General features: G+C 50.0%; 1 protein-coding gene. It reads left to right on the top strand.

What is annotated here, in order from left to right:
- Nucleotides 1-280, top strand: a 280-nt coding sequence (locus AB4486_RS25960) for a nucleoside recognition domain-containing protein (protein WP_372119620.1), incomplete at both ends; no start/stop codon positions are given.

Raw genomic sequence — 280 nt, forward strand, 5'->3', positions numbered from 1 at the left:
GGTATCCAAGCAGCTACCACTTCTTTACGTGGTAAAGGCGGTAGCGGTGCTCGCGACGGTTTCATTTTTGCTTTGACACTTATTCCGACCGTGATGTTTGCTTTGGGTATGATCAACGTACTTGAGCACTACGGTGCACTGGATGCGGCTCGTAAACTACTGACACCTCTGCTTCGTCCTCTTATGGGTATTCCTGGTAACTCAGGCTTGGCACTGATCGCTTCTTTACAAAGTACCGATGCAGGTGCCGCGATGACACGTCAGCTTAAAGATGAAGGGC

It is taken from the genome of Vibrio sp. 10N.222.55.C6 (assembly GCF_041473395.1).
In the GTDB taxonomy this organism is placed as follows: Bacteria; Pseudomonadota; Gammaproteobacteria; order Enterobacterales; family Vibrionaceae; genus Vibrio; species Vibrio crassostreae_C.